We start from the raw sequence: 22,770 nt of genomic DNA, 5'->3' as shown, positions 1-22,770 counted from the left end.
GAGTTCGCCGCCGAGGTCGACGGCATCGCCATGGGCGACGTCACCGACTTCTCCCACTTCATCGGCGCGGTCATCGACGAGCGTTCCTTCGCCAAGAACAAGGCGGCCATCGACCGTGCGAAGGCCGACCCGGCCTGCACGATCGTCGCGGGCGGCAGCTACGACGACTCGGTCGGCTACTTCGTCCGCCCGACGGTCGTCGAGTGCACCGACCCGGAGAACGAGGTCTTCACCACCGAGTACTTCGGTCCGTTCCTCGCCGTGCACGTCTATGACGACGAGAAGTACGACGAGATGCTGACCCAGATGGAGTCGGTGTCCGACTACGCCCTGACCGGCTCGGTCATCGCGGGCGACCGTGCGGCGGCGGCCTACACGATGGAGAAGCTGCGCTACGCGGCGGGCAACTTCTACATCAACGACAAGTCGACCGGCGCGGTCGTCGGCCAGCAGCCCTTCGGCGGCGGCCGGTCCTCCGGGACCAACGACAAGGCCGGCGCCCCGCAGAACCTGATGCGCTGGACCCTGACCCGCGCCATCAAGGAGACGCTGGTCCCGCCGACCGACTACACCTACCCGCACATGGGCTGACCGCCTCAGGCCCTGTCGTTTGGATCATCCCGGCGTCGCGGGGTCTGGCACGCACTCCCCGCACTCTCGACTTCGCTCGAGCGGGGGGACCCCCATCGCGTTGCCGCCCTCCTCCGCCTTGCAGCTGCACGCTCCCCCACGCTCGAACAGCCTCGCGCGGGGGCACCCCCATCGCCCCCGCTCGGGCCGGTCAGAAGGCGCCGTTGCCTCCAGCCGGCCTGATCCAGACGACAGGGCCGGCACACACGGGCCGGGAAGCCTGCCACAAGTGTGGCTTCCCGGCCCGTCTCCATCGCCCTGTGAGCTACTTCTCGCAGGTCGTGCGGCCCGCGTACCAGCGGCAGGCGAGTGCCGCGAAGCCGCCGTCGGTGGCGACCGGGACCGACAGGGCGGACCCGGCGCGTACGACGTGCGCGGTGCGGACCAGACCCGACGGGCCGTCCGTCAGCGTTTCGACCAGCCAGCGGCCCGCACCCACCCGCAGTGGCACGTCGGCCGTGTGCGCCGCGCCCGCGAACGTCCCGCCGATGAACCAGCGGCCGTCCGCCGCACGGCGGGCCAGCACCGCGGAGCGGCCCGGGTCGCCGGTCAGCAGACGGGTCTCCTCCCAGCGCGCGGGCAGCTGCTCCAGGAAGCGCCGGGCCTCGGGGCGGGCGTCGTAGGACTCCGGGGTACCGGACAGGTTCTGGACACCGGACTCGTACAGCACCGTCAGGCCCAGCTCGCCCGCGTCCGAGCCCACGTCGGGCCGGTTCGGACGCTGGAAGGCACCCGGGGTGAAGTCCATGGAGCCGATGGCGTTCCGCGTGAACGGCAGCGACGCCAGGTGCTCCGCGGTGTTGTTGCGCTTCTCCTCACCGCCGACGCCCTCCATCGTCATCACCTGCGGCCAGGTGCGCTGGATGCCCTTGGGGATCGTCGAGCCGTGGAAGTTCACCATGAGGTGGTGGCGGGCCGTCGACTCCAGGACGTCGTCGTACCAGCGCATCCGCTCCTGGGACTCCGAGTCCATGAAGTCGATCTTCACGCCCTTGACGCCCCAGCGCTCCAGGGTGCCGAGCCACTTCTCGCGCTCGGCGGGATCGGTGAGCAGGGAGTAGTGCAGCCAGACCTGGATGCCGACGCCCTTGGCGGCCGCGTACCGCACCAGCTCCGGCATCCAGCTGTCGGTCTGCCAGTCGGGATCGACGACGTCCCATGCGTCGGCCTTGAAGTACCAGCCGGCGTCCACGACTTCGTACGGCCAGTGACGCGCGGCCGCGTAGTCGACGTACTTCTCCTGTGCCGCCAGGCTCTGTCCGGCCTGCTTGCCGCCGGCCAGCCAGGTCCACAGCGCCGGGCCGGGCCTGACCCAGGAGGTGTCGCGGACCCGGGAGGGCGCGGCGAGGTCGTCGACGAGCGTGGACTCGGTGACGGTGGCCAGGTCGCCGGTGACGACGGTGCGCCACGGGGTGGTCAACGGGCCCTGGGTCGCGACCGGTTCGTCGTTCCAGAGGCTCACCCGGTACGTCGGTGAGGCGGCGTCATGGGTGAGGTGGGCGCCCGAGTAGGAGCCGTTCACGCCGGACTCGGCGATCAGGGCGTAGCCGCCGGGGGTGCGGAAGAGGCCCTGCATCGAGTACGCGCCCGCCGGGGCGTCGGCGGCCGACTCGTAGCGGGCGAAGGGCAGTTCGTTGTCCGCGCGGTAGGCGTTGAGGACGGCGCCGGTACCGGCGGGGAGCGTGAAGGCGGAGGTTTCGCGGAGCACGTCGCCGTGGTTCCGCGGCAGGACGTAACGGTAGGCGACGCCGTCCCGGGCGACCCGGGTGATCAGGTCGATGCGGTCACCGCCGGCGGTCCGGAAGCGGAAGCGGGCCTCGGTCATCCGGGCCGTGCGCAGGCGGGACTTGCCCGCGGTGGCCGTGTAGTGCTCGGTGACGGTGCGGGCGCTGCGGCCCAGCAGGGTCAGGTGCGCCGAGAAGTCCGCCTGCCCGGTGACCAGGCCGAGCGGTGACGCGGCGATCACGGTCGCGCCGGCGCGTGTGACGGTGAGCGTGGGGTGCCCGTCGGCGGGATCGAGGGCGACGGTGGCGGTGGGGGAGTCGTGTGCGCCGCCGGGGGCCGGCACGTCCCAGGTCGCGGGCGCGCGCACGGGCGCCCAAGCGTGGGCGGGAAGAGTGGTGGCGGCGCCGGCGAGCAGGGCGGAACAGAGCGTCAACACGATGGTGCGGGCCCGTAGTTGGACCGGCATGCGGAACCCTCCAGTCTCTGATACATCCGATGTGTGGGAGGGTGGAGGGGGTGGATGGGTCTGTCAAGGGCTCTGACAAGGTCATAGGTCGGATCAAAATGTGATCGGGGCCGCTGTCCGCGGGTCCGGACCGGCCGAGGCCGTCGCCGTGCGGCCCGCCCCGGCGCCGCACGGGCCCGCCGCGCGACCGTGGCGCGAAAGGGCAGGTCAACGCAGTGATGCCCGCCTCGCCGTCTCAGATAGTAGGAAGTCCGAGTAATTGTGCAGACAGGAGCGCGCCACTCCCTTACTTTTGTAGGAGCCGAACGTCTCGCTCGATCCAGCGAATGGCGGTCGTGAGCCGGGCCCCGTGCAGGCAATCCCTGCGGCACCGCTCCCCGCCCCATCCGGCGTCTCGTAACTCCCTGTCTCTGCGCACCCCCATGTGCCGAAGGAGTGGATCACCATGGCCGAGACGACCGTCCGCCGCCGAGTCCGCCACGTGTCCCGCACGAGTGAGTCCGAGCGCAAGAACGCCGCAGCCGCCCTTCAGCGCGCCCTCGACCGCCGGGACAACGGCGGCGAGACCGGCCACTGAGCGGGCGCCCCGACAGCCGGGAGCCGCACCCGTTCGAGGTGCGGCGCGGCCTCACCCGCCGCGCCGCACCTCGAAGTGGTCCACCCGCTTGCCGTCCTGGGCCAGCGCCGACACCTCCAGCCTCGGCGACGCGCCCGCCCGTGCCTCCACCGACAGCAGCGAGAAGCCGGTGTACCGCACCCGCGACCACTCCACCGTCTCCTGGTGGGAGACCTTCCCCTTGCCCCAGTAGAGGGTCTTCACGGCGTCGTGCCGGGTGACGTGCCCCTCGTAGCTGTCCTTCACGCCCGACGGGAACGAGTACAGGTCCCGGCCGCCACCACCCGCGGTGACGTACACGATGCCGTCCCGGGCCGGGTCCGTGGACCCGCCGATCGGCACCGCCCGGCCGACCCGCCCGTCCTTGACGGCGTCCGTCCGCTCGTACACGTGGTTGTGACCGTTGATCACCAGGTCCACCCGGTGCTCGGCGAACAGGGGCAGCCACTCCTCGCGGATGCCGCCGTCGGAGGCGTGCTGCGAGGTCGAGTAGGCACAGTGGTGGAAGAACACCACCACGAAGTCGATGCCTTTCGCGGCCCGCAGTCCGCCCAGCGTGCGCGCCAGCCACCGGGTCTGCCTGCCGCCCGAATGGCCGAGGTTGGCGGGGATCTCGTACGACACGTCGTTCGCGTCCAGCGCCACGAAGCCGACGTTGCCGTAGGTGAACGCGTACACGCCCGGCGCCGTGCGCGGGTCGAAACCGCTGTCCGGGAGGGTGAAGCGGGCCAGTTGGCCGCCGTAGCCGTCCGGTGAGTACCAGGCCTCCATGTCGTGGTTGCCGGTGGTCACCATCCACGGCACCGACCTCGCCACCGGCTCGTTCTGCTTCAGGAACACGTCCCAGGACTTCGGGTCGTAGCCGTCCGACGTCGAGCCGGTCCCGTTCACGTCCGCGTAGCAGATGTCACCCGCGTGCAGGTGGAAGGCGGGTTTCAGCCGGAGCAGCAGATGGTCGTTGGCGTTCGCGCCGGCGCTCACCCCCTGGTCGCCGAAAGCGGTGAACACGAAGCTCTCCGGGGCCGCGGGCGCCGTGCGGAACGAGGTGATCGTGGAACGGTGCGCCGGGGAGGCGGGGTCCCAGCCGTCGTGGCCGACCCCGTAGTAGTACGTCGTGCCGGGCCTCAGGCCGTCCAGGGCCGCGTGCACGTAGTACTGCTCGACGGCCGGCCGCACCCCCCGCACGCCGGGCGTGTGGAGAGGGCGCACCTCGGCCTCGATGCGGCGCCCGAGATCGTCCGGCCGCAGCCCCACGCGCACGTAAGGCTTCCGCACCGCGAGTGGCACCTGCCAGGAGATCCGCATCCGGGTCCGCGGGTCGGCGCCGAAGGCCAGATGACGGCCGAACGGCGCCACGACCGAGCCGGACACGCGCGCGGAGGGAGCCGGGGCGGGGGCGCCCGACGTACGGGCCGGCGTCGCCGCACCCGCGCAGCCGGTCAGCAGCCCGCCCGCCACCGCGCCGGCCGTGACCAGCGTGCGGCGCCGGGTGAACCGGGCGCGCAGGTACTCGTACTGCTCGGCCATGCTCATCCGCTCCGCGAGCCGCCGCGGAATGCCGAAGTCGGGGATCTCCATGCCGTGAGAAGTTCCCGCCGAATCCCAACAACGCCCTGGCGTACGGGTGAACGGCGGCCAACAGGATGATGCCCGCCACTCGCCCGGGTGCCTTACTCAAGTCCCGCTCTGTCCGTATGACGGACACCCCGTGTCATCACATGGGACGAGGAGTAGGCTGCCGGCATGTCTCCCAGCATCGATCTCGCAGTGATCCCCGGTGACGGCATCGGGCAGGAAGTCGTGGCCGAAGGCCTCAAGGTCCTCTCCGCTGTCCTTCCCGAGGACGTGAAGCTGGAGACCAAGGAGTACGACTTCGGCGCCAGGCGCTACCACGCCACCGGTGAGACCCTCACCGACGCCGACCTCGACGCCCTCAAGCAGCACGACGCCATCCTGCTCGGCGCGATCGGCGACCCGTCCGTGCCCTCCGGCGTCCTGGAGCGCGGCTTCCTGCTCAAGCTCCGCTTCGCCTTCGACCACCACGTCAACCTGCGTCCGTCCAAGCTCCTGCCGGGTGTCGCCACCCCGCTCGCGGGCGAGCCGCAGATCGACTTCATCGTGGTCCGCGAGGGCACCGAGGGCCCGTACACCGGCAACGGCGGCACCATCCGGAAGGGCACCCCGCACGAGGTCGCCACCGAGGTCTCCGTCAACACGGCCTTCGGTGTCGAGCGCGTCGTCCGTGACGCCTTCGCCCGCGCCCAGGCCCGCCCGCGCAAGAAGCTCACCCTCGTCCACAAGAACAACGTGCTGGCCTTCGCCGGTCACCTGTGGACGAACATCTTCAACAAGGTGGCCGAGGAGTACCCCGAGGTCACCACCGAGTACATCCACGTCGACGCGGCCACCATCTACCTGGTCACCCAGCCCGAGCGCTTCGACGTCATCGTCACCGACAACCTCTTCGGCGACATCATCACCGACCTCGCCGCGGCCGTCTCCGGCGGCATCGGTGTGGCTGCCTCCGGCAACATCAACCCCGGCCGCGAGTTCCCGTCCATGTTCGAGCCGGTCCACGGCTCGGCCCCGGACATCGCCGGCCAGGGCAAGGCCGACCCCACCGCCACGGTCCTGTCCGTCGCCCTGCTGCTGCGCCACCTCGGCTACGAGACCGAGGCGGCCCGCATCGAGGACGCGGTCTCGGCCGACCTCGGCGAGCGCGCCCAGCTGCCCGCCCGCTCCACCTCCGAGATCGGCGACGCGCTCGCCGGACGAGTAGCCGGCTGACCCCGCCGCGCCACTGAGAACCTCTCGAAGCCGCCGGGTCGCATCCGAGCCCGGCGGCTTCCCCCATGTCCCCGCCGGGTGCCACCATCAACCCGGGGCCGCACTCACCCCGATTCCTTCCGTCGCCGCTCCCCACGGGATAATCGAACGCGGAGCCGCGGTACGAAGGAATGCTCGGACGTCCTAGCACTGGCCGGAAGGCCGTACGGGCGTGAGCGCGGCCCGTCACTACAACCGGTGAAGGACAAGCACTCATGACGACGCCCACGATCGAGCTCAAGCCGTCCGCCCATCCGCTTCCCGCAGCCGAGCGCGAGGCGATCCTGGCGAACCCCGGATTCGGCCGTCACTTCACCGACCACATGGTGACGATCAAGTGGACCGAGGGCCGGGGCTGGCACGACGGCCAGCTCGTTCCGTACGCGCCGATCCCGCTCGACCCGGCCACCAACGTCCTGCACTACGCCCAGGAGATCTTCGAGGGGCTCAAGGCCTACCGCCGCCCCGACGGTTCCGTCGCCACCTTCCGCCCGGACCAGAACGCCCAGCGCTTCCAGCGCTCCGCCCGCCGCCTCGCCATGCCCGAGCTGCCCGTCGAGACCTTCATCGAGGCCTGCGACGTCCTGGTCCAGCAGGACAAGGACTGGGTGCCCGCGCACGGTGGCGAGGAGTCCCTCTACCTGCGCCCGTTCATGATCGCGACCGAGGTCGGCCTGGGCGTGAAGCCCGCCAACGAGTACCTGTTCCTCGTCATCGCCTCCCCGGCCGGCGCCTACTTCCCGGGCGGCGTGAAGCCCGTCTCCATCTGGGTCTCCGAGGACCGCGTCCGCGCCGTCCCCGGCGGCATGGGCGACGCCAAGACCGGCGGCAACTACGCCGCCTCCCTCCTCGCCCAGGCCGAGGCCGCCGCCCACGGCTGCGACCAGGTCTGCTACCTGGACGCGGTCGAGCGCAAGTGGGTCGAGGAACTGGGCGGAATGAACCTGTACTTCGTCCATGGGAACAAGATCGTCACCCCGACCCTCACCGGCTCCATCCTGGAGGGCGTCACCCGCGACTCCCTCCTGACCCTCGCCCGCGACCTCGGTTACGAGACCGAGGAGGGCCGCGTCTCCGTCGACCAGTGGCAGCGCGACACCGAGGACGGCACCCTGACCGAGGTCTTCGCCTGCGGCACCGCCGCCGTCATCACCCCCGTCGGCACCGTCAAGCGCTCCACCGGCGCCGAGTGGAAGCAGGCGGGCGGCGAGCCCGGCGAGGTCACCCTGAAGCTCCGCAAGGCCCTGCTGGACGTCCAGCGCGGCATCACGCAGGACGAGCACGGCTGGATGCACCGCATCGGCTGACCTCCGCGCGGCGTGCCCCGGGCCACCCCGGACCCCGTGTCCGCGGTGGCCCCGAAGGGCGGCCTCATCCGATAGAACAAACGGGTGGACTTACTGCTCTGCGCGGCCTGTGGCCGCCGTCTCAGCGAGCCGTTGCGGCCGCTTCCCGTGCTGCCCGAACGCCCGGAGCGCGTCGGGGGCAAGAACCCGGACGGCTCGCGGCACGCCCCGTCGACCGTGCCGCGCGGCACCTACGCGGTCGACCCCGAGCCGAGCGGGGCGCCGTACGTGCCGCATCCGGATCCGGAGTGGCCGGGGGCGGCCGTCCCCGGCCTGTCCATCGCCGACCCGGACGGGCCGGGAAGCCTGATGTCCGCCGGGCCGCGCGACACCCTGGTCGTCCATCCCGAGGACACCGACGGACTCCTGGAGCCCAACCCCGCCTCCTTCGCGGAGAACGTGTGCTGTGGCCCCCTTGGGATGGAGGGGCCGAACCGGTTGTGTCCGGGGTGCGGGGCGGAGGTGGCGACGCTGCTCGCCGACTGCGTGGGGCCGTACGAGACCCACTTCCTGCCCGACGCCGTGCGGGTGGTGCCTGACACCGCGTGAAGTGACGACCGCATTCTGAGACGGTCGGTGAGCCGGGGGCAAGGCTGTGCCAGACTGCCTCCGTGCTCTCGTTCGCCATGATTATTGGCAGCAGGCGCGCCGGTCCGCAGTGACCACCACGTACGACCAGGTACGGGTGGCCATCGTCGTCCTCGACCCGCGCGCAGACCTCTCGCACCCGCGAGGGGTTTTTTCGTTTTACGGCCCACCTTCAGCCGGAAACGGAGCGCGAGGGACTATGAGGGGACGGTGGAGCCGGTCATTCCGGTAAGACCGAGATTCAAAACAGGAGCCCTGAGACCATGACCGAAACCAGCCGGCTGGACGATACGTTCCACGTCTTCGACACCACCCTGCGCGACGGCGCCCAGCGCGAGGGCATCAACCTCACCGTCGCCGACAAGCTGGCCATCGCCCGGCACCTGGACGACTTCGGCGTGGGCTTCATCGAGGGCGGCTGGCCCGGCGCCAACCCGCGGGACACCGAGTTCTTCGCCCGCGCCCAGCAGGAGATCGACTTCCAGCACGCCCAGCTGGTCGCCTTCGGCGCCACCCGCCGCGCCGGCGCCAAGGCTGCGGACGACCCCCAGGTCAGGGCCCTGCTCGAGTCCGGCGCCCCGGTGATCACCCTGGTCGCCAAGTCCCACGACCGGCACGTGGAACTGGCGCTGCGCACCACCCTCGACGAGAACCTGGAGATGGTCCGCGACACGGTGTCCTTCCTGCGTGAGCAGGGCCGCCGGGTCTTCGTCGACTGCGAACACTTCTTCGACGGCTACCGGGCCAACCCCGAGTACGCCAAGTCGGTCGTCCGGGCCGCCTCCGAGGCGGGCGCGGACGTGGTCATCCTCTGCGACACCAACGGCGGCATGCTCCCCGCCCAGGTCCACGCGGTCGTCTCCACGGTCCTCGCCGACACCGGCGCCCGGCTCGGCATCCACGCCCAGGACGACACCGGCTGCGCCGTCGCCAACACCCTCGCCGCCGTCGACGCCGGCGCCACCCACGTCCAGTGCACGGCGAACGGCTACGGCGAGCGCGTCGGCAACGCCAACCTCTTCCCGGTCGTCGCCGCCCTGGAACTGAAGTACGGCAAGAAGGTCCTGCCCGACGGCCGGCTCCGCGAGATGACCCGCATCTCGCACGCCATCGCCGAGGTCGTCAACCTGACCCCCTCCACCCACCAGCCCTACGTCGGCGTATCCGCCTTCGCCCACAAGGCCGGCCTGCACGCCTCCGCCATCAAGGTCGACCCCGACCTCTACCAGCACATCGACCCCGAGCTGGTCGGCAACACCATGCGCATGCTGGTCTCCGACATGGCGGGCCGCGCGTCGATCGAGCTGAAGGGCAAGGAACTCGGCATCGACCTGGGCGGCGACCGCGAACTCGTCGGCCGGGTCGTCGAGCGGGTCAAGGAACGGGAGCTCAACGGCTACACCTACGAGGCCGCCGACGCCAGCTTCGAACTGCTGCTGCGCGCCGAGGTCGAGGGCAGGCCGCTGAAGTACTTCGACGTGGAGTCCTGGCGCGCCATCGTCGAGGACCGTCCCGACGGCACCCACGCCAACGAGGCCACCGTCAAGCTCTGGGCCAAGAGCGAGCGCATCGTCGCCACGGCCGAGGGCAACGGCCCCGTCAACGCACTGGACCGGGCCCTGCGCGTGGCCCTGGAGAAGATCTACCCCGAGCTGGCCGCCCTCGACCTGGTCGACTACAAGGTCCGCATCCTCGAGGGCAAGCACGGCACCCAGTCCACCACCCGGGTCCTGATCTCCACCTCCGACGGCAAGGGCGAGTGGTCCACGGTGGGCGTCGCGGAGAACGTGATCGCGGCCTCGTGGCAGGCCCTGGAGGACGCGTACACGTACGGCCTGCTCCGGGCGGGCGTGGCGCCCGCGGAGTGAGCACGGGGGAGGCGTGACCGGAGACGGGGCTCCTGCCCCCGGCGCGTGTGGCGACCAGGCTGCCGGCCTGCCCGGGACCTGGACGGGCCGGGCGCTTCCACCACGCGCGGCGAGGGCCCGTTGCGCATGTCCCGTCGTCCGCCCGTGGGGCGGCCGACGCGAGGCTGCGGGCACCTCCCGGCCGAAGGCTGGGGGAGGGACTTCCGCAACAGGTACTGGGCCCGGAGCCCGCCGGTGAACGGCCCGGCGGGCGGCTGGCCGGCCCGTCAGAACGCCCGCCAGACGTTGTCGAACGCCGCGTCCTCGATACGGCGCCGCTGCCGCACGGACTCCAGCTCCGTCAGCGCACCGTTGACGGCCGCCAGGACGGTCACCACCTCGTCGTCGGGCAGGTCCTCCGGGGCCACCTCCGCCGTACCCTCGGGGATCCCGAGGGCGGCCGCGAGGCCGGCGAGAACGGGCTCGCGGGAGGCCCAGCGGTCGGCGGCCTGCCGCCGGGCCGGCGACTCCACGGTCGTCTCCCGCTCGCTGCGCCGGCCCAGTCGGCGGCGGCGGGATCCGGCGGCCCGCCCCGCCGCGTCCAGGTCGTCGGCGTAGGCCGTGGCCAGGCCGCTTCCCCGGCGCCACAGCCAGTCCTCGACCGACTCGTACGGCGCCTGACGGCTGAGCGCCGCCCCCGCCTCGTCCAGCAGCCGGTCGCCCGTGGCCGACTGCAGACCGGGCACGATCCGGTCGTCCTCCAGGGTGACGCCCTCGGCGGCGATCAGATCCAGCAGCTCCGCCCCCGCCAGGGCGAGCGACAGGTCCCCCCGTTCGACGGGCCGGCTGGACGGGACGTCCAGTGTGACGATCAACAGGTCCCGCGCTGTGGTCATGTCGGGCTCCAGGTCTCGGGCGTGGTCGGGGACTGCGGGCCGGAGGCGTCGCCCGGGGCGGGCGGAGCGGCGGACGCCGTCGTCTCCCTCCCCCCATCGTCCGCCCTGAGCCCGGGGATCGCCCACCGCGACCGGCTCACCGGCGCACGGTCCGGACGGCCCGGGCCGGCAGACCTCCGCATGGCGTCCGGCCCTTCCGACTCGGCTGACGGAACGTCTTGACGCGCGTACGGGACGTCAGTTGACTCACGGCGTGATCTGAGTGCCGAGTGAACCACGAGAGCCGAGGGAAGGTCCATGCCGAGAACCGCCCTGCTCGTCTCCGCCGCCCTGCTCACCGCCGTACTGTCACCGACCGCCTCCCGGGCGGCCGCCGACCCGCCCCCGACGCCCGTCGACCGTTTCGAGGGCGAGGTCCCCTTCGCCTCCCAGCCCGCCGAGGGCATCTTCACCTGGGGCGGTGACGCCGACGACCCGCCCGCACTGCGACTCGAAGCCCGCCCCGACGCCCCCGAGGGCGAGAAGGTCCTCACCGGCAGCTACGACATCAGCGGCTACGGCGGCTTCAGCCACGACTACGCCGCCACCGCACCCGCCCACGACTGGTCCGCCCACAAGGGCGTCCGCTTCTGGTGGGACGGGCGGGACAACGGCAGGAAGATCGCCTTCGAGATCAAGGACGGCGGCGCGAACGGCGAGGCCTCCGAGCTCTGGACGACCTCCTTCACCGACGACTTCACCGGCTGGAAACAGGTCGAGATCCCGTTCAGCGACTTCACCTACCGCACCGACTACCAGCCGGTCGGCGGCATCGACCACGTCCTCGGCCTCACCCAGATGTGGGGGTACGCCGTCACCCTCCCCGCCGGTGCCAAGGGCACCTTCGCCATGGACGACGTCGAGCTGTACGGCAAGGCCGACCAGTCCCTGCGCGTCTCCGTCAACACCGACTCCGCCGTCCACCCGGTCAAGGAGGGCGGCACGGCCTCCGTCGAGATCAGCGTCGCCACCACCGGCGCCGCCCCGACCGAGGAGCCCGTGACCGTCGCCTACGAGACGGCGGCGACCGGCACCGCAACCCCGGGCAAGGACTACACCCCCGTCTCCGGCACCCTCACCTTCCCGCCCGGCACCGCCTCCGGCACCTCGCGGACCGTCAAGGTCCCCACCCTCAGGGACCGGACGGCCGAGCCCGCCGAGACGATCCCCCTGAAACTCACCGTCACCGGGGCCAAGGCGCCCACCGATACCCCGCAGATCGTCATCGACGCCCACGGACTGCCGTACCTGGACAGCCGGTTGCCGGTGCGGAAACGGGTCGCCGACCTGCTCTCCCGGATGTCACTGGAGGAGAAGGCCGGGCAGATGACCCAGGCCGAGCGCGGGGCCGTCGGGGACGGAGGCGACATCGCGACGTACGACCTCGGCTCCCTGCTCTCCGGCGGCGGCTCGACGCCCACGCCCAACACCCCCGGGGCCTGGGCCAAGATGATCGACGACTTCCAGCTCCGGGCGCGGGCCACCCGCTTCCAGATCCCGCTGATCTACGGCGTCGACGCGGTCCACGGCCACAACAACCTGGTGGGCGCCACGATCATGCCGCACAACATCGGCCTCGGCGCCACCCGCGACCCGGGCCTCGCCCGGCGGACGGGCGCGGTGACGGCCGCCGAGGTACGGGCCACGGGCATCCCCTGGGACTTCGCCCCGTGCCTCTGCGTGAGCCGCGACGAACGCTGGGGCCGCTCCTACGAGTCCTTCGGTGAGGACCCGGCCCTCGTCCAGTCCATGGAGACGATCATCCAGGGCCTCCAGGGCCCGGCGGACGGCCGCGACCTGAGCCGGAACGACAAGGTCCTCGCCACCGCCAAGCACTTCGTCGGCGACGGCGGCACCGAGTACGGCTCCTCGACGACCGGGACGTACAAGATCGACCAAGGCGTCACCAAGGTCACCAGGCAACAGCTGGAGGCCGTCCACCTGGCGCCCTTCCGCACGGCCGTCGACCGGGGCATCGGCACCGTCATGCCGTCGTACTCCTCCCTCGACATCCTCGGCGACGGCCGGGGAGCGGTGAAGATGCACGCCCGCGCCGACATGATCAACGGCGTGCTCAAGGGCCGTATGGGCTTCCACGGCTTCGTGATCAGCGACTGGAACGCCATCGACCAGCTTCCCGGCGACTACGCGTCCCACGTCCGCACCTCGGTCAACGCGGGCCTGGACATGATGATGGTCCCCTCCACCTACAAGGACTTCACCGCGACCCTGACCGCCGAGGTGAAGGCGGGCCGGATCAGCGAGAAACGGATCGACGACGCGGTCTCCCGCATCCTCACCCAGAAGTTCCGGCTGGGCCTCTTCGAGCACCCCTACGCCGACACCACCGGCGCCGCGAAGATCGGCTCCCCGGCCCACCGGGCCGTCGCCCGGCAGGCCGCGGCGGAGTCGCAGGTGCTCCTGAAGAACACGGGCGGCCTGCTGCCGCTGCGGAAGAACCAGAAGGTGTACGTCGCCGGATCCAACGCCGACGACATCGGCAACCAGACCGGCGGCTGGACGGTCACCTGGCAGGGCTCCTCCGGGAACATCACCCCCGGCACGACGATCCTGGACGGCATGCGCGGGGCCGGCGGGCACATCACGTACTCCAAGGACGCCTCCGCGCCCCTGACCGGCTACGACGCCGGAGTGGTCGTCGTCGGCGAGACCCCGTACGCCGAGGGCGTCGGCGACGTCGGCAACGGCCACGACCTCCAGCTGTCCGCCGCCGACCAGGCCGCCGTGGACAAGGTGTGCGCGGCGATGAGGTGCGCGGTGCTGGTCGTCTCCGGACGCCCGCAGCTCATCGGCGACCGCCTCGGGAAGATCGACGCCCTGGTCGCCTCGTGGCTGCCGGGCACGGAGGGCGACGGTGTGGCGGACGTGCTGTACGGCAGGCGGCCCTTCACCGGCCGGCTCCCCGTCACCTGGCCCAGGTCCGAGGCCCAGCTGCCGATCAACGTGGGCGACTCCTCGTACGACCCGCAGTTCCCCTACGGCTGGGGCCTGACGACCCTCACCGGGGTGCCGCAGGGCGGTGCAACCGCCCTGCGTGCACTGGCCGCCGCCGCGACCGCGGCCGAGAAGGCGGGCGCGGACGCGGCAGGACGCCGGCTGGTCACGAAGGCACGCCTGATCGTCCAGCACCGGGTGGGGCAGCGGATCACCCCGGCGGTGGCGAAGCCCTTCGCCGACGCGGACCACCTGCTGGCGACCGGTCGGTACGGGGCGGCGGTGCGTGAACTGCTGGAGGCGTACCGGGCCGCCTGAGATCGGCCGGGTGACCGGACAGTACTGTTTTGGGGGGTTTCGGGTAGCTTCAAAGCATGAAGGGCGTACGGATCCGAAGCCTCCCGGTGCTGTTGGCGGCCTTGGCGCTCGCGGTGCTGACCGTGCTCGCGCCGCAGGCCACAGCGGCCACCAGGAGCCCGACGACCAGCATCTCGACGATCGCCGAGGCCCTCCGCAAGGGTCCCGTGTACGTCGACCCGTCGGTCTCCGCCGAGCTGCCGGCGGCGCAGGCCGACGCGCTCGCCCAGCAGATCGAGCAGGCCGGCAAACCGCTCTTCATCACGGTCCTCCCGGCCGACTACCCCACCCGGAACCTCTTCACCGACCTGCGCACCGCCACCGGCGTCACCGGCCTGTACGCCATCCGCCTCGGCGACCGCTTCGACGCCCGCGCCGACTCCACCGTCCTGCCCCGCACGGCCGTACGGAACCTGACGACCAGCGTCCAGGGCGAGAACGCCACCGCCCAGCTGACCGACTTCACCGACCGCGCCCTGGCCAACATGGGCGGCAGGGCACCCGCGTCGTGGGGCGCCTCCTCCGGCGGCGGCACCGGCATCTCCACCACCGGCCTGATCACCACGGCCGCCGTCCTGGTGCTCTGCGGCGCGGGCGCGTACGGCCTGGTCCGCCGCAACCGCCGCCGCCACGTCGAGGAACAGCGGGCCGCCCTCGACCGTCTGCGGGTGGTCGTGGACGAGGACATCACCGCCTTCGGCGAGGAACTCGACCGTCTCGACTTCCACCCGGCGGAGGCGGGCGCCGACGACGCCATGCGCGCGGACTACGAGCGGGCCCTGGACGCCTACGAGAACGCCAAGCAGTACATGGAGGACGCCCGCAAACCCGAGGACGTCCGCGCCGTCACCCAGGCCCTCGAGGACGGCCGCTTCTCCCTGGCCCAGCTCGCCGCCCGGCGCGAGGGCAGCCCCCTGCCCGCCCGCCGCCCGCCCTGCTTCTTCGACCCGCGCCACGGCCCCTCGGTCGGCGACGCCGTCTGGACACCCCCCGGCGGCGCCGCCCGCGAGGTCCCGGTCTGCGCGGCCGACGCGACCCGCCTCGCCGACGGCCGGGACCCGGTCGTCCGCGAGGTCGACACCGACTACGGCCGCCGCCCCTACTGGGACGCGGGCCCCGCCTACGGCCCCTGGGCCGGCGGCTACTTCGGCGGCGGCATCCTGCCCGGCCTGCTCATCGGCACCACCCTGGGCAGCCTCATGGCCGGCCCGGCGTACGCGGCCGACTACGGCGCCGACTACGGGAACTTCGGCGGCTACCAGGGCGGGGACGTGTCGGGGGCGGACTTCGACTCCGGGGACTTCGGTGACTTCGGGGGCGGGGGAGGAGACTTCGGCGGGGGAGGGGGCGGGGACTTCGGCGGGGGTTTCTGAGCCGGTGCCGAAGCGGGGCGGTTACCGTGGGCTACCGCCAATAGCGCGCCGCGTACCGCTCCCCGGAGGCGTGCCACCGCGCCGGCGGGGACACCCCGTTCGCCGCGGAGGGCTGGTCCGGATGCAGCCCGAGCCGCCGCAGGGCCCGGGCGTCGACCGAGAGACCGACCCGGCCGTGCGGGTCTCCGTCCAGCCCCCGTCCGCATGCGAGATCGAGGCGAAGCTCTTCCGACGCGAACGGCATCCAGTCGATGCCGCGTTCACGCAGTCAACCCCAGAGGGCATGGATGGGGTTCGGCTGCCCCGGCGCCTTGCTGCACGAGAAGAGGAAGACCCAGTCGGTCTTTTCAGGAGGGGATGCCGTCAAGGAACTCACTCCATGCGGAGGGGGAGAGCGCGAGGCCAGGTCGTCCGAGCGCTTGGTGCCTGGCCGACCGTCCGGCCCGGGAGCTCACCGTCGCGCCGGACGGGAGCCCTCGGGTCAGGGCGGCGGCCCGGGAGCTCACCGTCGCGCCGGACGGGAGCCCTCGGGTCAGGGCGGCGGGTCGGCGGGTGGGCGTGCGGTCACGCGTTCCTGATCGCCGAGATGTCGAAGTTCAGCTTGATCTTGTCGGAGACGAGGACACCGCCGGTCTCCAGCGCCGCGTTCCAGGTCAGGCCCCACTCGGAGCGCAGGATCTCGGCCTTGCCCTCGAAGCCGACGCGCTCGTTGCCGAAGGGGTCCTTCGCGGCGCCGTTGAACTCGAGGTCGATGGTGAGCGGCTTGGTGACGCCGAGGACGGAGAGGTCGCCGGTGATGCGGTAGTCGTCGCCGCCGAGGGACTCCGCCTTGGTGGAGCGGAAGGTCATGGTCGGAAACTCGTCGGTCTTGAAGAAGTCCGACGACTTCAGGTGGCCGTCACGGTCGGCGTTGCCCGTGTTGATGCTGTCCATCTTGACGTCGATCACGGCCGTCGAGTTCGCCGGGTTCCCGCCGTCCAGGTGCAGCGCGCCGGTGAACTCAAGGAAGCTGCCCTTGACGTTGGTGACCATGGCGTGCCGGGCCACGAAGCCGATCGTGGAGTGGGCCGGGTCGATGGTGTAGTCGCCGGTCAGTGAGGCCAGGTCGGCGGCCGGTGCGGACGCGGCGGCGGTCTCGGGGGTCTCGTCGGTGTGCTTGCGGCCGAAGATGCTCATGATGGCGTGCTCCTTGGGGCGGGTCGCCGGTGATTCGCCTGTGAATGCGCCGGTGATGTTGAATCTTCAATGAGCTCAACACTTGCGACCGTAGACCTATTCCTCTCGCGTTTCAACGTCATCGCCGCGTGTGTTGCGCCTGCCGCCCCATGCGGTAAACGGGAGGGGTATGGCCTCCATGCGATCCTCACGCCGAGCCTTCCTGGCCGCCGCCCTCGCCTCCGCCCCGCTCGCCGTCCGCACCCTCGCCGCCGCGCCGGGTTCCGCGCACGCCGCCGGACCCACCGGACCGGCCTCCGTCCCCGACCCGTACGACGACCTGCGCCACCGCTGGCTCCGCATCGCCCTCGGGGACGGCTACGACCCCACCGCCCAGCCCTTCGCCGACCGTCTCGCCCGGACCGGTGAACTCGCCCGCGCCTTACGCACCGCCATGGCCCCGACGTCCACCTCCCTGTGGCCCGGTCACCCCTTCGACCCGCCCGCAGGCATCACCCAGAGCTACAGCCGCCTGTGGACGATGACCCAGGCGTACGTGCAGGACGGCACCGGCTGCACCGGCGACGCCGGCCTGCTCACGGACGTGCTGCGCGGGCTCGACCATCTCTCCGCCACCGTCTACAACCCCGCCACCACCCGCTACGGCAACTGGTGGGAGTGGCAGATCGGCAGTCCCCGTCTGCTGATGGACATCACGGCCGCCCTGTACGACCACCTCGGCGACGCCCGGATCGCAGCCGCCTGCGCCGCCGTCGACCACTTCGTCCCCGACGAGATGCTCACCGACTACTCCGGCACCTCCACCGGCGCCAACCGCGTCGACCTGTGCCGCAGCGTCGCCCTGCGCGGCGTCCTCGGCCGGGCCGCCGACCGGATCGCGCTCGCCCGGGACGCCCTCGCGCCGGTCTTCCCGTACGTCACCCGGGGCGACGGGCTGTACGCCGACGGCTCCTTCGTCCAGCACACCTGGGTCGCCTACTCGGGAACGTACGGGCAGGTCCTGCTCGACGGGCTCGGACGGCTGTTCGCACTGCTCGCGGGGTCGGCGTGGGAGGTCACCGATCCGGATCGGCGGAACATCCTCGAGAGTGTGGAGCAGGCCTACTCGCCCCTCATCCATGACGGGTTGGTGATGGACTGCGTCAACGGGCGCGCCATCAGCCGGGGTTACCTGCTCAGCGACGACCAGCACGTCATGCGCAGCGACCACTTCCACGGGCGGCAGCTCATCGCCGCCATCGCCCTGCTGGCGGCCGCAGCCGACCGGGAGGAACGGGAGCGGTGGTACGGGCTCATCAAGGGGTGGGTCGAACGGGACACGACCGCACCCCTGTTGACAGCACCTCAGTTCGAGGTCGCCGATCTCGCCCGGCTGCACGCCGTCGCCGACTCGCCGGTGGACGCCCTGCCCGAACCCGTCGGTCACCGTCTCTTCGCCGCCATGGACCGCGCCGTGCACCGCCGCCCCGGCTTCGTCGCGGGCCTGTCCATGTCGAGCGAGCGCATCGCCGCGTACGAGTGCGGAAACGGTGAGAACCCGCGCGGCTGGCACACGGGTGCCGGAATGCTCCAGTGGTGGGCCGGCGGACCGGGTACCCGGTCCGACCAGTACACCGACTGGTTCTGGCCCACGGTGGACTGGTACCGGCTGCCCGGCACCACCGTCTCGACCAGGCGCCTCGCCGACCGGGCCGGCGGTGAGTGGGGTGCCCCCAGACCGGACGTGCGCTGGGTCGGGGGCACGACGGACGGCCAGTACGCGGCGGTCGGCCAGCAGGTGAAGGGACTGGACTCCACGCTCGAGGCCCGCAAGTCGTGGTACTTCCTCGAGGACGCGGTGATCTGTCTCGGCGCCGGGATCACCTGCGCCGACGGTGTCCCGGTCGAGACGGTCGTGGACAACCGGAACCTGGGGGAGGGGGGCGGACAGACCTTCGTGCGCGGACCGGGGTGGGCGCACCTCGAAGGGCACGGCGGCTGGATCCTGCCGTACGGCGACTCCTGCCTGCGCACCCTCCGTGAGGACCGCACCGGCGCCTGGTCCGACATCAACACCACCAGTACGGCGGAGCGGCGCACCCGGCGCTGGCAGACCCTCTGGCTGGACCACGGCACCGACCCGGTGGACGCCGCGTACGTGTACGTCCTGCTCCCCGGCGCGTCCGCCCGTCGGGTCGCCGTCCGCGCCGCCGACCGGCACTGGCTGTCGGTGCTCGCCAACGACGCACGCCGGCAGGCGGTCGCCGTGCCCTCGCTCGGGCTGACCGCCGCCGTCTTCTGGCGGGCCGCGACGGCGGGGCGGTTGAGCGCCTCCGCCGGTGCCGCCGTGCTGCTCCGGACCCGGGGGCGGACGGCCAGGCTCTGTGTCAGCGAGCCGCCGCGCACCGGCGAGCCGGTGGAGATCGTCTGGGAGCACCCGGTGCGCTCGGTGGTGCGGGCCGACGACACGGTGGAGGTCCTCTCGGCGGGCCGCCGTCTGAGGGTCCTCGTCACTCCGGGGATGGCATGCTCCACGCACGAATGTGAGGTGGTCCTGCGGTGACTTCTTTGTGGTGAAGCTACAACGCCAGCGCCCTCTGAGCAGTCAGAAGGGCTGCATCCCGTGGTGGTTCTGTTCAGTGGTACCAGGAAAACGGGTCGGAGACTGTACGGAGTCGACGGCCCGTTTTCCTTGGCGTCCTTCGTATGGTCGCTACATGACCGTTTTGGAAGAGACGACGGGTGAGCCGACGGACGTGCCGAGCACCGAGCCGACGGACGCGCGCGGGCGGGTCGCCGAGCTGCACGAGATCCGTGCGCAGGCCGTGGCCGGCCCCAGCGAGAAGGCGACCCAGGCGCAGCACGCGAAGGGCAAGCTGACGGCCCGGGAGCGGATCGAGCTGCTGCTGGACCCGGGGTCCTTCCAGGAGGTCGAGCAGTTGCGCCGGCACCGGGCGAGCGGGTTCGGGCTGGAGGCGAAGAAGCCGTACACGGACGGTGTGATCACCGGCTGGGGCACGGTGGAGGGCCGTACGGTCTTCGTGTACGCCCACGACTTCCGGATCTTCGGTGGCGCGCTGGGCGAGGCCCACGCGACGAAGATCCACAAGATCATGGACATGGCCATCGCGGCCGGGGCGCCGCTGGTGTCGCTCAACGACGGTGCCGGCGCCCGTATCCAGGAGGGCGTCTCGGCGCTGGCCGGGTACGGCGGGATCTTCCAGCGGAACACGAAGGCGAGCGGCGTCATCCCGCAGATCTCCGTGATGCTCGGCCCGTGCGCCGGCGGTGCGGCCTACAGCCCCGCTCTGACGGACTTCGTCTTCATGGTCCGTGACACCTCGCAGATGTTCATCACCGGTCCCGACGTGGTCAAGGCGGTGACGGGCGAGGAGATCACCCAGAACGGGCTCGGCGGTGCGGACGTGCACGCCGAGACCTCCGGTGTGTGTCACTTCGCCTACGACGACGAGGAGACCTGCATCGCCGAGGTGCGCTACCTCCTCTCCCTGCTCCCGCAGAACAACCGGGAGAACCCGCCCCGGGTGGACTCCACGGACCCGGTGGACCGTCGCTCGGACGTCCTGCTGGACCTGGTGCCCGCGGACGGCAACCGGCCCTACGACATGGTCAAGGTCATCGAGGAGATCGTCGACGACGGCGACTACCTCGAGGTCCACGAGCGCTGGGCCCGCAACATCATCTGCGCGCTGGCCCGCCTCGACGGCCAGGTGGTCGGCATCATCGCCAACCAGCCACAGGTCCTCGCGGGCGTCCTGGACATCGAGGCGAGCGAAAAAGCTGCGCGCTTTGTCCAGATGTGTGACGCTTTTAACATCCCGATCGTCACTTTCCTCGACGTACCGGGGTTCCTGCCCGGTGTCGACCAGGAGCACGGCGGGATCATCCGGCACGGCGCGAAGCTGCTGTACGCCTACTGCAACGCCACCGTGCCGAGGATCTCGCTGATCCTGCGCAAGGCCTACGGAGGTGCGTACATCGTCATGGACAGCCAGTCCATCGGTGCCGACCTCACCTACGCCTGGCCGACGAACGAGATCGCCGTGATGGGCGCGGAGGGCGCGGCCAACGTGATCTTCCGGCGCCAGATCGCGGGCGCCGAGGACCCCGAGGCCATGCGGCAGAAGATGGTCAAGGAGTACAAGGCCGAGCTGATGCACCCGTACTACGCGGCCGAGCGCGGTCTGGTCGACGACGTCATCGACCCGGCCGAGACCCGCGAGGTGCTCGTGAAGTCCCTGGCGATGCTGCACACCAAGCACGCCGACCTCCCGTCCCGCAAGCACGGCAACCCGCCGCAGTAACCCGGCGGAACCTCCGCGGTACCCCTGCGGAAACCTCTCTCACGGAGACTGACACCCATGGACCACACTGAGATCCGCGTCGAGAAGGGCCACGCCGAGCCCGAGGAGGTCGCCGCCATCACGGCCGTCCTCCTGGCCCGTGCGGCGGCCGCCCCCTCCGCCCCGGAGCACCGCGCCGCCCGCCCGAAGGCAGGCTGGCGCCGCCTGGAGCGCGAGCCCGGCTTCCGCGCCCCGCACAGCTGGCACGGCTAGGCTGCGCCGCTCGTCGTAGGAAAGGGCCCCTCCGCCTGGAGGGGCCCTTTCCTGTGCGCCTGTGCGCCTGTGCGCGGGTGCGCGGGTGCGTCCGTGCCCGTGCGTACCCGTTGTACCCGTCGCACATGGATGGGCGGGCCCTCCCCACCGGGGAGGGCCCGCCCATCCATATGGCGTACCGGCTAGCGGAGCCGTGCCATCAGCGCGTGCTCCACGAGAGTGATGAGCGCCGACTTGGCGTCCGCGCGGTGGCGGGCGTCGGTGGTGATGATCGGGGTGTCGGGGCCGATCTGCAGCGCCTCCCGGACCTCGTCCGGGGAGTAGGGCTGGTTGCCGTCGAAGCCGTTGAGGGCGATGACGAACGGCAGGCCCGAGTTCTCGAAGTAGTCGACCGCGGGGAAGCAGTCGGCGAGACGGCGCGTGTCCACGAGGACGATCGCGCCGATGGCGCCGCGGACCAGGTCGTCCCACATGAACCAGAACCGGTCCTGGCCGGGGGTGCCGAACAGGTACAGGATCAGGTCCTGGTCCAGGGTGATGCGGCCGAAGTCCATGGCGACCGTGGTGGTCGTCTTGTCTCCGGTGTGGGTGAGATCGTCGATGCCGGCCGAAGCGGACGTCATGACGGCCTCTGTGCGCAGCGGGTTGATCTCCGAGACGGCGCCGACGAACGTGGTCTTGCCCACGCCGAAGCCGCCCGCCACCACGATCTTCGCGGAGGTGGTGGAGCGGGAAGGACCGCCGCTAGAGCTTGCGAAGTCCACTGAGCACCCTTTCGAGCAGTGTCACGTCTGGCTGGCCACCGGCGTTCTCGTCGCCGCCGGGCTGATGGATGGCGACCAGGCCCGCCTCCGCCAAGTCGGCGACGAGGATCCTGGCCACGCCGAGAGGGATTGTCAGGAGGGCCGAGATCTCGGCTACCGACTTGATTTCTCGGCAGAGGTTGCAGATCCGCTGATGCTCGGGCAGCTGGCCCTGCATCTGGTGCGGCTGCGCGGTGGTGTGCACCAGTGCCTCGATGGCGAGCTGGTACCGCGGGCGGGTCCGGCCACCGGTCATGGCGTACGGACGCACCAAGGGGTTGTTCGACGCCCCGGCGGGCGACGGCTCAGGGCGGCGCTGCGGCTGCACCGGCTGGATACGCGGCGCGGGCGGCTGGTCGTAGGGCGAAGGGCCGGGGCCCTGCGGCGCGTACGGCTGCCGGTGGCTCGGGGCGGAGGGGAAGTTGTACCGGTTCGCCGAACCGTCGCCCTGGCCCTGGGCAGGTCCGTACGACCAGTTGCCCGACGACGAACCGCCTGGGGGTGTTGCCACTTTCTCCTCCTCCGACTGTGCCGGGCACCCATCCCTGTGGAGCCGCGTCCCGAAACCTTA

At 71.4% G+C, this 22,770-nt stretch carries 18 protein-coding genes; 11 read left to right on the top strand and 7 right to left on the bottom strand.

Annotated elements, in window-relative coordinates; genetic code table 11:
• Positions 1–591 (top strand): aldehyde dehydrogenase family protein (locus ACWC21_RS14095; RefSeq protein ID WP_450881398.1); only part of this gene is annotated, 591 nt, incomplete at its 5' end.
• Positions 592–895: 304 nt separating this feature from the next.
• Here ACWC21_RS14095 and ACWC21_RS14090 read toward each other — a convergent pair.
• Positions 896–2,821, bottom strand: coding sequence for a glycoside hydrolase family 97 catalytic domain-containing protein (locus ACWC21_RS14090; protein ID WP_450881396.1), 1,926 nt, complete (start codon positions 2,819–2,821; stop codon positions 896–898).
• A 445-nt stretch (positions 2,822–3,266) separates the two neighbouring features.
• Here ACWC21_RS14090 and ACWC21_RS14085 point away from each other — a divergent pair, with 445 nt between their 5' ends.
• Positions 3,267–3,398, top strand: coding sequence for a hypothetical protein (locus tag ACWC21_RS14085; RefSeq protein WP_089098576.1), 132 nt, complete (start codon positions 3,267–3,269; stop codon positions 3,396–3,398).
• A 51-nt stretch (positions 3,399–3,449) separates the two neighbouring features.
• Here the strand turns inward: ACWC21_RS14085 and ACWC21_RS14080 are convergent, their stop codons facing one another.
• The gene (locus ACWC21_RS14080; protein WP_450881394.1) at positions 3,450–5,015 is read right to left on the bottom strand and encodes a purple acid phosphatase family protein; all 1,566 of its coding nucleotides are present in this window, start codon (positions 5,013–5,015) and stop codon (positions 3,450–3,452) included.
• A gap of 165 nt (positions 5,016–5,180) precedes the next feature.
• Here ACWC21_RS14080 and ACWC21_RS14075 point away from each other — a divergent pair, with 165 nt between their 5' ends.
• From ACWC21_RS14075 to cimA, 4 genes are all read left to right on the top strand, one after another.
• Entirely contained in the window at positions 5,181–6,224 is a 1,044-nt protein-coding gene (locus ACWC21_RS14075; RefSeq protein WP_450881392.1) for a 3-isopropylmalate dehydrogenase, read from the top strand.
• 254 nt (positions 6,225–6,478) lie between these two features.
• The gene (locus ACWC21_RS14070; RefSeq protein ID WP_450881390.1) at positions 6,479–7,570 is read left to right on the top strand and encodes a branched-chain amino acid aminotransferase; all 1,092 of its coding nucleotides are present in this window, start codon (positions 6,479–6,481) and stop codon (positions 7,568–7,570) included.
• An 84-nt stretch (positions 7,571–7,654) separates the two neighbouring features.
• Positions 7,655–8,158, top strand: a complete 504-nt coding sequence (locus tag ACWC21_RS14065; protein WP_450881388.1) for a hypothetical protein — start codon at positions 7,655–7,657, stop codon at positions 8,156–8,158.
• Positions 8,159–8,460: 302 nt separating this feature from the next.
• Positions 8,461–10,065, top strand: coding sequence for a citramalate synthase (cimA, locus tag ACWC21_RS14060; RefSeq protein ID WP_450881386.1), 1,605 nt, complete (start codon positions 8,461–8,463; stop codon positions 10,063–10,065).
• A 266-nt stretch (positions 10,066–10,331) separates the two neighbouring features.
• On the opposite strand, the gene ACWC21_RS14055 is transcribed toward cimA, so the two are convergent.
• Positions 10,332–10,940: a GPP34 family phosphoprotein gene (locus ACWC21_RS14055; protein ID WP_450881384.1), complete on the bottom strand. Its 609-nt coding sequence runs from the start codon at positions 10,938–10,940 to the stop codon at positions 10,332–10,334.
• Between the two features lie 297 nt (positions 10,941–11,237).
• On the opposite strand from ACWC21_RS14055, the gene ACWC21_RS14050 reads away from it, so the two are divergent.
• Both ACWC21_RS14050 and ACWC21_RS14045 read left to right on the top strand, forming a co-directional pair.
• Positions 11,238–14,252, top strand: a complete 3,015-nt coding sequence (locus tag ACWC21_RS14050; RefSeq protein WP_450881382.1) for a glycoside hydrolase family 3 N-terminal domain-containing protein — start codon at positions 11,238–11,240, stop codon at positions 14,250–14,252.
• 56 nt (positions 14,253–14,308) lie between these two features.
• Positions 14,309–15,664, top strand: coding sequence for a hypothetical protein (locus ACWC21_RS14045; RefSeq protein WP_450881380.1), 1,356 nt, complete (start codon positions 14,309–14,311; stop codon positions 15,662–15,664).
• A gap of 31 nt (positions 15,665–15,695) precedes the next feature.
• Here ACWC21_RS14045 and ACWC21_RS14040 read toward each other — a convergent pair whose 3' ends face one another.
• A complete protein-coding gene (locus tag ACWC21_RS14040; RefSeq protein ID WP_450881378.1) occupies positions 15,696–15,908 on the bottom strand; it encodes a hypothetical protein in 213 nt (70 codons plus the stop codon).
• 320 nt (positions 15,909–16,228) lie between these two features.
• Complete coding sequence (locus ACWC21_RS14035) at positions 16,229–16,840, bottom strand: YceI family protein (protein ID WP_450881376.1); 612 nt, start codon at positions 16,838–16,840, stop codon at positions 16,229–16,231.
• 178 nt (positions 16,841–17,018) lie between these two features.
• Here ACWC21_RS14035 and ACWC21_RS14030 point away from each other — a divergent pair, with 178 nt between their 5' ends.
• The 3 genes from ACWC21_RS14030 (at position 17,019) to ACWC21_RS14020 (ending at position 21,396) form a co-directional block, all read left to right on the top strand.
• A complete protein-coding gene (locus ACWC21_RS14030) occupies positions 17,019–19,382 on the top strand; it encodes a polysaccharide lyase 8 family protein (RefSeq protein WP_450881374.1) in 2,364 nt (787 codons plus the stop codon).
• 154 nt (positions 19,383–19,536) lie between these two features.
• Positions 19,537–21,144: an acyl-CoA carboxylase subunit beta gene (locus ACWC21_RS14025; RefSeq protein ID WP_389152222.1), complete on the top strand. Its 1,608-nt coding sequence runs from the start codon at positions 19,537–19,539 to the stop codon at positions 21,142–21,144.
• 57 nt (positions 21,145–21,201) lie between these two features.
• Positions 21,202–21,396, top strand: a complete 195-nt coding sequence (locus tag ACWC21_RS14020; RefSeq protein ID WP_450881372.1) for an acyl-CoA carboxylase subunit epsilon — start codon at positions 21,202–21,204, stop codon at positions 21,394–21,396.
• 182 nt (positions 21,397–21,578) lie between these two features.
• On the opposite strand, the gene ACWC21_RS14015 is transcribed toward ACWC21_RS14020, so the two are convergent.
• A complete protein-coding gene (locus ACWC21_RS14015) occupies positions 21,579–22,160 on the bottom strand; it encodes a GTP-binding protein (protein ID WP_029183992.1) in 582 nt (193 codons plus the stop codon).
• Complete coding sequence (locus ACWC21_RS14010; RefSeq protein ID WP_388796717.1) at positions 22,141–22,710, bottom strand: DUF742 domain-containing protein; 570 nt, start codon at positions 22,708–22,710, stop codon at positions 22,141–22,143. Before ACWC21_RS14010 ends, ACWC21_RS14015 begins: the two co-directional genes overlap by 20 nt.
• Positions 22,711–22,770 lie beyond the last annotated feature (60 nt).

The organism is Streptomyces sp. NPDC001348, from assembly GCF_053597535.1.
This window is presented reverse-complemented; position numbering and strand designations above follow the sequence as displayed.

Coding starts and splice junctions, on each gene's coding strand:
- ACWC21_RS14030 (WP_450881374.1), top strand. CDS start 17,019: ATGCGATCCTCACGCCGAGCCTTCCTGGCCGCCGCCCTCGCCTCCGCC.
- ACWC21_RS14070 (WP_450881390.1), top strand. CDS start 6,479: ATGACGACGCCCACGATCGAGCTCAAGCCGTCCGCCCATCCGCTTCCC.
- ACWC21_RS14075 (WP_450881392.1), top strand. CDS start 5,181: ATGTCTCCCAGCATCGATCTCGCAGTGATCCCCGGTGACGGCATCGGG.
- ACWC21_RS14045 (WP_450881380.1), top strand. CDS start 14,309: ATGAAGGGCGTACGGATCCGAAGCCTCCCGGTGCTGTTGGCGGCCTTG.
- ACWC21_RS14025 (WP_389152222.1), top strand. CDS start 19,537: ATGACCGTTTTGGAAGAGACGACGGGTGAGCCGACGGACGTGCCGAGC.
- ACWC21_RS14080 (WP_450881394.1), bottom strand. CDS start 5,015: ATGGAGATCCCCGACTTCGGCATTCCGCGGCGGCTCGCGGAGCGGATG.
- ACWC21_RS14040 (WP_450881378.1), bottom strand. CDS start 15,908: ATGCCGTTCGCGTCGGAAGAGCTTCGCCTCGATCTCGCATGCGGACGG.
- ACWC21_RS14050 (WP_450881382.1), top strand. CDS start 11,238: ATGCCGAGAACCGCCCTGCTCGTCTCCGCCGCCCTGCTCACCGCCGTA.
- cimA (WP_450881386.1), top strand. CDS start 8,461: ATGACCGAAACCAGCCGGCTGGACGATACGTTCCACGTCTTCGACACC.
- ACWC21_RS14020 (WP_450881372.1), top strand. CDS start 21,202: ATGGACCACACTGAGATCCGCGTCGAGAAGGGCCACGCCGAGCCCGAG.
- ACWC21_RS14090 (WP_450881396.1), bottom strand. CDS start 2,821: ATGCCGGTCCAACTACGGGCCCGCACCATCGTGTTGACGCTCTGTTCC.
- ACWC21_RS14085 (WP_089098576.1), top strand. CDS start 3,267: ATGGCCGAGACGACCGTCCGCCGCCGAGTCCGCCACGTGTCCCGCACG.
- ACWC21_RS14035 (WP_450881376.1), bottom strand. CDS start 16,840: ATGAGCATCTTCGGCCGCAAGCACACCGACGAGACCCCCGAGACCGCC.
- ACWC21_RS14055 (WP_450881384.1), bottom strand. CDS start 10,940: ATGACCACAGCGCGGGACCTGTTGATCGTCACACTGGACGTCCCGTCC.